The sequence below is a fragment of the Pedobacter nototheniae genome (assembly GCF_004335085.1).
In the GTDB taxonomy this organism is placed as follows: Bacteria; Bacteroidota; Bacteroidia; order Sphingobacteriales; family Sphingobacteriaceae; genus Pedobacter; species Pedobacter nototheniae.
Window position 1 is genome coordinate 261,752 of record NZ_RQRS01000004.1, and the last position, 8,155, is coordinate 269,906.

7 protein-coding genes are annotated in these 8,155 nt (G+C 36.1%); all 7 read left to right on the top strand.

Features of this window, described 5'->3' with window-relative positions; translation table 11 throughout:
* The 7 genes from EHC72_RS05880 to EHC72_RS05910 all read left to right on the top strand — a co-directional run bounded on the left by EHC72_RS05880 (position 1) and on the right by EHC72_RS05910 (position 7,903).
* Positions 1–1,515, top strand: a complete 1,515-nt coding sequence (locus EHC72_RS05880; protein WP_131536739.1) for a hypothetical protein — start codon at positions 1–3, stop codon at positions 1,513–1,515.
* A 5-nt stretch (positions 1,516–1,520) separates the two neighbouring features.
* On the top strand, positions 1,521–2,696 hold the full coding sequence (locus EHC72_RS05885; protein ID WP_246029383.1) for a glycoside hydrolase family 88 protein: 1,176 nt from the start codon (positions 1,521–1,523) through the stop codon (positions 2,694–2,696).
* 3 nt (positions 2,697–2,699) lie between these two features.
* Positions 2,700–3,821 (top strand): glycoside hydrolase family 18 protein, encoded by a 1,122-nt coding sequence (locus EHC72_RS05890; protein ID WP_246029384.1) that lies wholly within the window; start codon positions 2,700–2,702, stop codon positions 3,819–3,821.
* A gap of 201 nt (positions 3,822–4,022) precedes the next feature.
* Positions 4,023–5,501: a glycoside hydrolase family 30 protein gene (locus EHC72_RS05895; RefSeq protein WP_131536740.1), complete on the top strand. Its 1,479-nt coding sequence runs from the start codon at positions 4,023–4,025 to the stop codon at positions 5,499–5,501.
* A gap of 20 nt (positions 5,502–5,521) precedes the next feature.
* Positions 5,522–6,346: an SDR family oxidoreductase gene (locus EHC72_RS05900; RefSeq protein ID WP_131536741.1), complete on the top strand. Its 825-nt coding sequence runs from the start codon at positions 5,522–5,524 to the stop codon at positions 6,344–6,346.
* Between the two features lie 3 nt (positions 6,347–6,349).
* Positions 6,350–7,525: a mannonate dehydratase gene (gene uxuA, locus EHC72_RS05905; RefSeq protein ID WP_131536742.1), complete on the top strand. Its 1,176-nt coding sequence runs from the start codon at positions 6,350–6,352 to the stop codon at positions 7,523–7,525.
* Between the two features lie 144 nt (positions 7,526–7,669).
* Positions 7,670–7,903 (top strand): hypothetical protein, encoded by a 234-nt coding sequence (locus EHC72_RS05910; protein WP_131536743.1) that lies wholly within the window; start codon positions 7,670–7,672, stop codon positions 7,901–7,903.
* The last annotated feature ends 252 nt before the right edge of the window (positions 7,904–8,155 follow it).

Genomic DNA, 8,155 nt, shown 5'->3' on the forward strand with positions numbered 1-8,155 from the left:
ATGGTGTTTAGGAAAATATATCTTTCGGTTATTTCTTTATGCTTATTGTTATTTATTAGCTATAAAAGCTTTGCTCAACAATGGCAATCTCAATTTGTAAAAATAGAAAATAATGGTCATTTAAAATACATTCCAGATGCAAACGGAAATATTATACCAGACTTTAGTAGAGTTGGTTATCATCAAAATGGTAAAGTTATTCCTAATATAAAAGTTGTGATTGAGATTTCCGCTACAGGCGATAACGATCAGCTAAAGATTCAACAGGCTATTGATGATTTATCAAAAAAAGCAGCTGATGATAATGGAATCCGAGGAGCAATTTTATTAAAGAAAGGTACTTACGATATTCCAGGAACTTTAAAAATCTCAGCAAGTGGAATTGTTTTGCGTGGCGAAGGCAATGAAACAAAGTTAATTGCAACGGGAAAGGGTCAGCGGAAAACAATTATGGCTTCAGGAGAAGGTAAAGCGAAAGAAACTCCAGGGTCGAGACTTAAAATAACCGATCATTATGTGCCTGTTGGTGCTAAAAGTTTCTCGGTAACTTCTACTAAAGGTTTAAAAGTAGGAGATCAGATTATGGTTTACCGCCCCGGAACAACAAAATGGATTCAGGATTTAAAAATGGATCAAATCGAACCTGGAAACGGAACGGTGCAATGGACCGCAGAGGATTATAATCTAGAATTTGAAAGAGTAATTATCGCAATAAAAGGCAATGAAATTACTATTGATAACCCAATTGTGATGGCAATGGAAGACCAATACGGTGGAGGTGAAATTTATAAATATTCATTTAATGGTCGTATTGCAGAAGTAGGAATTGAGAGTTTGTATTTAGAATCTGAATATAGTAGTGATACAGATGAAGATCATGGTTGGGATGCAATTGCCTTTAATAAAATAGAAAACAGCTGGATAAAGAATGTAACCAGTAAGTACTTTGGGTATTCGTGTGTTAATTTAGGGCATGATAGTAAACAGATTACGGTTTTAGAAAGCAGATGCCTTGCCCCAAAATCGCAGATTATAGGCGGTAGAAGATATTCTTTCAATAACGATGGGCAGCTGAATCTTTTTATCGGTTGTTATGCCTCAGAGGGTAGGCACGATTACGTTACGGGCGCTAAAGTTTGTGGTCCAAATGTGTTTTATAATTGCAAATCAGAAAACGCTAAGGCCGATATTGGCCCACACCACCGCTGGGCTGTAGGTACACTTTATGATAACATCGTAACCGATGGAGAAATAAACATTCAAGATCGTGGTAACTGGGGTACTGGGCACGGTTGGGCAGGTGTTAATCAGGTATTATGGAATTGTACTGCCGCAAAGGCAGCGGTTCAAAATCCTTATGTAAGTGGTAAAAACTATGCAATAGGTTTAAAAGCAAAGAAATATGATGGGCGCTTAAAAGGTAGGCCAGATGGCACTTGGGAGGGGCAAAACAAAGAAGGATTAAACCCTAAATCATTATATTTAAAACAAGTAGAAGAAAGTAAAACAAAATAATTAGTATGAATTTAAAGATTAAGCTATCTGGGTTAATGTTATTGTCTATCAGTGCTGTATATGCTCAGAAAACTGATGTAGAAAAAGCATTTAAATCAGCAGAGAAACAAACAGATTTATTAATCAGAAATGTGGATTCGGCCAGAAAGGTTAAGCCAAATTTGGTATCGCCACGTACGGTAGAAAAAGGCCAGTTTAAAATGGTGGTTTCAAAAGACTGGACGAGTGGTTTTTTTCCAGCAGAGCTTTGGTATTTCTATCAATATACTAAAGATAAAAAATGGCTCGATTTAGCTAAAAAATATACAGAAGACATTAAAAAGGAACAATACAATAGAGGTACGCACGATCTTGGTTTTATGGTTTATTGCCCTTTCGGAAACGGTTACCGCTTAACGCAAGATACAGCCTATCGGTCGGTTATTATTCAGGCAGCAAAATCGCTCTCAACACGGTTTAACCAAAGAGCTGGGGTTATAAAATCATGGGATCACAATACCGATAAATGGAAGTACCCGGTTATTATTGATAATATGATGAACCTCGAATTATTGTTTGAAACCACCAAGCTAACTGGTGATTCATCTTTCTATAAAATTGCGGTATCACATGCAAACACAACCATGAAAAATCATTTCAGACCTGATTATAGTTCGTGGCATGTAATTGATTATGATACTTTAAGTGGCAATGTTCTTCAAAAAGTTACGGCACAGGGTTATGCAAATGAATCTGCTTGGGCACGTGGGCAGGCTTGGGCATTATATGGGTATACTTTATGTTATCGTGAAACAAAAAATAAAGCATATTTAACTCAAGCTGATGGGATTGCTAATTTTATATTAAGTAATAAAATAACTCCTGAGGATGGTATTCCTTATTGGGATTACAATGATCCGAAAATCCCTAATGCACCAAGAGATGCATCTGCCGCAGCAATAACTGCTTCTGCATTGTATGAGTTGGCTGGTTATAGCAAAGCAAATAGCAAGAAATATAAAGCTGCCGCAGATAAAATTTTAAAATCATTAAGTACAAAATATGTAAGCAAGGCGGGCGAAAATTATGGTTTTATATTGGAGCATAGTACTGGGCATCTACCTGCGAAATCTGAAATTGATGTGCCTATTAACTATGCTGATTACTACTACCTTGAGGCTTTGTTAAGAAGCAATAAATAAAATATGAAAAAGGTTTTTAAGTTCAGTTTGGTACTGTTTGCTATTGTGGCCATAATGGCAATGCGGCCTGAAATAGTACAAAATAAAAAAGTTGTTATTGGTTATGTTGGTGGCTATAAAGGCCTTGTTGATGTAACTAAAATAGCTGCTCAGAAGATTACGCACATAAATTATGCTTTTGTGAATGTTAAAAACAATCGTGCTTTTCTAAACCGTGAGGCAACCGATACTGTGAATCTTAAAAACCTGAATAAACTCAAACTTAAAAACCCTGATCTTAAAATTTTAATCTCAATTGGTGGTTGGGCATGGAGCGAAAATTTCTCTGATGCAGCCTTAACCGATACAGCAAGGAAAGCCTTTGCCGCAAGTGCCGTTAAAATTATTGAGCAATACAACTTAGATGGCGTTGATATTGATTGGGAATACCCCGCAATAGCTGGTGAAAAAGGGAATATATTTAGACCAGTGGACAAGCAGAACTTTACTTTGCTTCTTAAAGAGCTTCGTTTGGAATTGGATAGTTTAGAGCAATTACATAAAACAAAAAAAATGCTAACCATAGCTGTAGGCGGTTTTACCAATTTTATCCGCCAAACTGAAATGGATAAAGTACAGCAATACTTGGATTATGTAAACCTTATGACTTACGATTTCTATAATGGAGATTTTGCCGGTCACCATACTAATCTTTATAATTCGAAGAAATATCCAGCAGAAAATTATGCCGATAAAACCTTTAAAGAGTTTGTTGCTGCAGGCGTTCCGCCAAATAAGTTGGTAATGGGAATTGCCTTTTACAGTCGTTCTTTTACACTAAAAGAAAACTCAACAAAAGGTTTAGGTGATTCTATATTAAATAGCAGATATGGAAAAGGTTATACTTTTATTAAGGACAGTTTAATTAATCAAAAAGGTTTTACCGCTTATTATGATAAGGAAGCAAAGGCATCTTACATTTATAATCCTACAAGCAGAGAATATGTGACTTTCGACGATGAAAAATCTGTTAAGGAAAAATGTAAATATGTTTTAAAAAATAATATGGGTGGAGTAATGTTTTGGGAATATGATTCTGATTTGAATGGCTATTTGCTGGATCAGATTAATAAAAGTTTAAAATAATTATGGTGATGGTCTTATCAGCCTAAGTTTGAAATTGTTAGCGTTAATTGGCTATTCGGTTCTCAAAAATGCTAGGGAATGTTTACATTTTTATGGGTTATAGCCCTTAATAATTTAATAATATTGCACACAAAATAACTTTTTAAAATGCCTTAATTTGGTATTGGAACCTAATTTATAAAATAATAGAGCAAGAAAGAAATGAGACAAAACTTAGGTATTCTCTTAATTTTAGCAACAGCATTTACAGCTGCTGCACAAAATAAAAAGGGAATTAAAACTGTTGGAAAAGCAACACAAGTATACACCGTTGGCAATAAAAAAGTAACAGTGTACACCACGGCAGAGCATTCTGATTACAGAATTAGCAAAACGGAAACATTAAACTTTGTAGAAAACAAACAACCATTTGAAACCGAGCCTTGTGTTTTTGTTGATCCAACTATAAAATACCAAACTTTAGTGGGCATTGGCGGCGCATTAACAGATGCATCTGCAGAAACGTTTGCTAAACTTTCTAAGAAAAATCAGCAAGAATTATTAACAGCCTATTACAGTGCCGATAAAGGAATTGGTTACACAATTGCCCGTACCAATATTGCCAGTTGTGATTTCTCAAGCGGAAGCTATACTTATGTGCAGGATAACGATAAGGATTTAAAAACCTTTAGCGTTGCACATGATGAAACTTATAAAATTCCTTTAATTAAGCAAGCAACAGCAGCTGCAGGTGGTAAACTGCCTTTGTTTGTAAGTCCTTGGTCGCCACCAGCTTGGATGAAGGATAATAATAGTTTAGTGCAAGGTGGGCACTTATTGCCTGCATATCGCCAAAGCTGGGCAAATCACTATGTGAAGTTTATTAAAACCTACGAAAAAATGGGTATGCCTATTTGGGGTTTAACCGTTCAGAATGAGCCTATGGCAAAACAAAAATGGGAATCTTGTGTGTTTACCGCTGAAGAAGAACGTGATTTTATTAAAAATTTCTTAGGCCCAACTCTACAAAAAGAAGGTTTAGGCTCTAAAAAATTAATCGCCTGGGATCATAACCGTGATCAGATTTTCCAAAGAGCAAGCACCATTTTAAATGATAAAGATGCTGCAAAATATGTTTGGGGTATTGGTTTCCACTGGTATGAAACATGGACGGGTAGTGGTATGCAGTTTGGTAACGTAAAACAAACTCATGAAGCTTACCCAGATAAGGCCTTGATTTTTACCGAAGGTTGTAAAGAAAAATATGATGTAAATAAATTAGATGACTGGACTTTGGGCGAACGTTATGGTTACTCAATGATTAACGATTTTAATGCAGGCACGGCTGCATGGACAGATTGGAATATCCTTTTAGATGAAAAAGGCGGACCAAACCACGTGGGTAATTTCTGTTTTGCACCGGTACATGCCGATACGCAAAATGATAAATTAATTTATACCAATGCTTTTTACTACATGGGGCACTTTTCTAAATTCATCCGTCCGGGTGCAAAAAGAATTGGTTCAGCATCAAGCCGTGATAAATTGCAAACCACTGCATTTTTAAATGCCGATGGAAAGCTTGCAGTAGTAGTAATGAACCAATCAGATGATAAAATAAAATACAGTTTATGGATAAAAGGACAGGCGGCAACAACAACCAGCTTACCACATTCCATAACTACATTAGTTGTTGAATAAATTCAAAAAAAATCTAAATAATGATTAAAGAAGTTGAAAGCCTTTTCTCTCTAAAGGATAAGGTTGTAGTTGTTACAGGCGCTACAGGTGTATTAGGAGAGGCTTTTATAAACGGACTTTGTTCTGCAGAGGCATCCATAGTTGTAATTGGCCGTAATGAAGATATTGCGAAACAAAGAGTAGAAGAGGTAATTAATGCAGGTTGTAAAGCCATTTACATTATCGCTGATGTATTAAATGAGCAAGACTTAATTGAAGCAAATAGCAAAATTTTAAAAGAATTTGGTCGGATTGATGCTTTAGTTAATGCCGCTGGTGGTAATGTTGCTGAGGCTGTGGTACAACCTGGAAACGATGTTTTTGATCTAAATGTATCCGCCCTTAAACAAGCTTTTGATTTAAACCTTTTTGGTACCATTATGCCAACACAAATTTTTGGTCGTGAAATTGCCAAAAATGGAGGCAGCATTGTCAATATTTCATCTATTTCTGCTACACAGGCCCTTACCCGTGTATTAGGTTATTCACTTGCAAAGGCTGCAATTGATAGTTATACCAAATGGATGGCTGTAGAACTCGCTAATCGTTATGAAGATAAAATAAGAATGAACGCTATTGTGCCTGGTTTTTTTATTACCAATCAAAATAGATCCTTGTTAACTAATGAAGATGGTTCATTAACCAGTAGAGGACAGGCAATTATCTCCAAAACACCTTTTAAGCGCTTTGGTAGCCCCGATGAACTAATAGGTGCGTTGGTTTATTTACTTAGCGATGCTTCTAAATTTGTTAATGGCGAAAATATTAAAGTAGATGGAGGGTTCAGCGCATTCTCAGGCGTATAATTTATGGAAACAAAATATAAAAAATTAGAACAAACCTGGCGTTGGTATGGTCCAAACGATCCAGTATCACTTCAGGATGTTAAGCAAGCCGGTGCAACTGGTATTGTAACCGCTTTGCACCATATTCCGCATGGCGAAGTGTGGCCATTAGCCGATATTCAGGAAAGAAAAGCCATTATTGAAGCCGCAGGTTTAACATGGTCTGTAGTAGAAAGCGTTCCAGTACACGAAGCAATTAAAACCCGCAGAGCAGATGTAGATCAATATTTGGAGAATTATAAAACATCACTCCGAAATTTATCGCAATGCGGAATTAAGATTGTTTGCTATAATTTTATGCCAGTTTTAGATTGGACACGCACACAGTTGGATCTTGAAATGACTGATGGATCTAAAGCTTTATACTTTAACTGGATTGATTTAGCCATCTTCGATATTTACATTTTAAAAAGAGCAGGAGCAGAGGCTGATTATTCTGAATCTATATTAAACCGGGCAAAAGCAAAATCAGCAACCTTAAATCAGCAGCAATTAGATGATTTAAGAATTAATGTACTGATGGGGATTCCTAATGAAAAGGAAATAGAACTGGAAACCCTACGCAATAGTATTAATGAATATGCTGCGATCGGTAAAAAAGGCTTGCAAGAAAATCTACTGTATTTTTTAAGTGCCATTGCTGATGTTTGTACGGAAGAAGGCATAAGCATGACGATTCATCCAGATGATCCGCCGTATCCTATTTTAGGTTTGCCACGTATTGCCAGTACACTTGAAGATTTTAACTATATCATTAAAGGCGTAAATAAGGCGTTTAACGGTGTTTGTTTCTGTACAGGCTCGTTAGGCGCAGGAGTAAGTAATAATGCGCTAGCGATTTTTAATGCAGTTAAAGAACGTGTGTATTTTGCGCATTTAAGAAATGTAACAAAAGATGAAGACGGAAGTTTTTACGAAGCAGATCACTTAGGTGGCGATGTAAATATGTACGAAATTATGAAGGCTCTATCTGAAGAAAATGCAACAAGAGCTAAATCTATTCCGTTCCGTCCAGATCATGGGCATCAAATGCTTGATGATTTAACGAAAGTAACCAATCCAGGATATTCCGCTATCGGTCGTTTAAGAGGTCTTGCCGAACTTAGAGGATTAGAAATTGGGGTAACAGGGAATTATTAATAAAAAAACGCTTTGCTAACAGCAAGGCGTTTTTTGTTTCTGCTGATTTTCAGTTGGCTTCTAATTTAACAGTAAATAAATTGTTTGATTACAAATTTTTAACTCCACCTTTGCTTGTGGCTTGAAATTTGAGTCTAAACAAGTATGGAAAACAACCAGCAACCCGAAAAGAAAATCCTTAAACCTTCGGTAATACATGATGCTTTGCCTGAGGTTAAGAAACCCGAACATCTGCGTAAAACATCCTCAAATGATGGTTCAGATTTACCAGAAAACCCTGAAAGAAATTATCACCATGAAGAATTTAGAAGTAAAACCTCACTTCATGATGAACTTAGACAAGCCGATGATGACATTTGGAATGGTGAAGATGCCTAAAATATAAATTGAAGCCTGTTTTGTGTACGCAAAACAGGCTTTTTATTTAATTGCAATCCTACAAGTATCAGTAGAATTGAAGGATAGGAGTATACCCACTGGCACAAAACTTTGTTTCTAAACCCGTATTCTATGGTTAATGCAAACAAAAAGTTAATTATTTTTTGAGAAGCATTACTTTAGAATTATTTATGCTGCTAGGTTTGATATGTAGGGTGTTCCTCTTTTTACTGCAGCAAATGCTCTGCTCAA

What these genes read in the sequence shown, in the direction of transcription:
- EHC72_RS05880 (WP_131536739.1), top strand. Translation starts at nt 1, where the DNA reads ATGGTGTTTAGGAAAATATATCTTTCGGTTATTTCTTTATGCTTATTG.
- EHC72_RS05900 (WP_131536741.1), top strand. Translation starts at nt 5,522, where the DNA reads ATGATTAAAGAAGTTGAAAGCCTTTTCTCTCTAAAGGATAAGGTTGTA.
- EHC72_RS05895 (WP_131536740.1), top strand. Translation starts at nt 4,023, where the DNA reads ATGAGACAAAACTTAGGTATTCTCTTAATTTTAGCAACAGCATTTACA.
- EHC72_RS05885 (WP_246029383.1), top strand. Translation starts at nt 1,521, where the DNA reads ATGAATTTAAAGATTAAGCTATCTGGGTTAATGTTATTGTCTATCAGT.
- EHC72_RS05890 (WP_246029384.1), top strand. Translation starts at nt 2,700, where the DNA reads ATGAAAAAGGTTTTTAAGTTCAGTTTGGTACTGTTTGCTATTGTGGCC.
- EHC72_RS05910 (WP_131536743.1), top strand. Translation starts at nt 7,670, where the DNA reads ATGGAAAACAACCAGCAACCCGAAAAGAAAATCCTTAAACCTTCGGTA.
- uxuA (WP_131536742.1), top strand. Translation starts at nt 6,350, where the DNA reads ATGGAAACAAAATATAAAAAATTAGAACAAACCTGGCGTTGGTATGGT.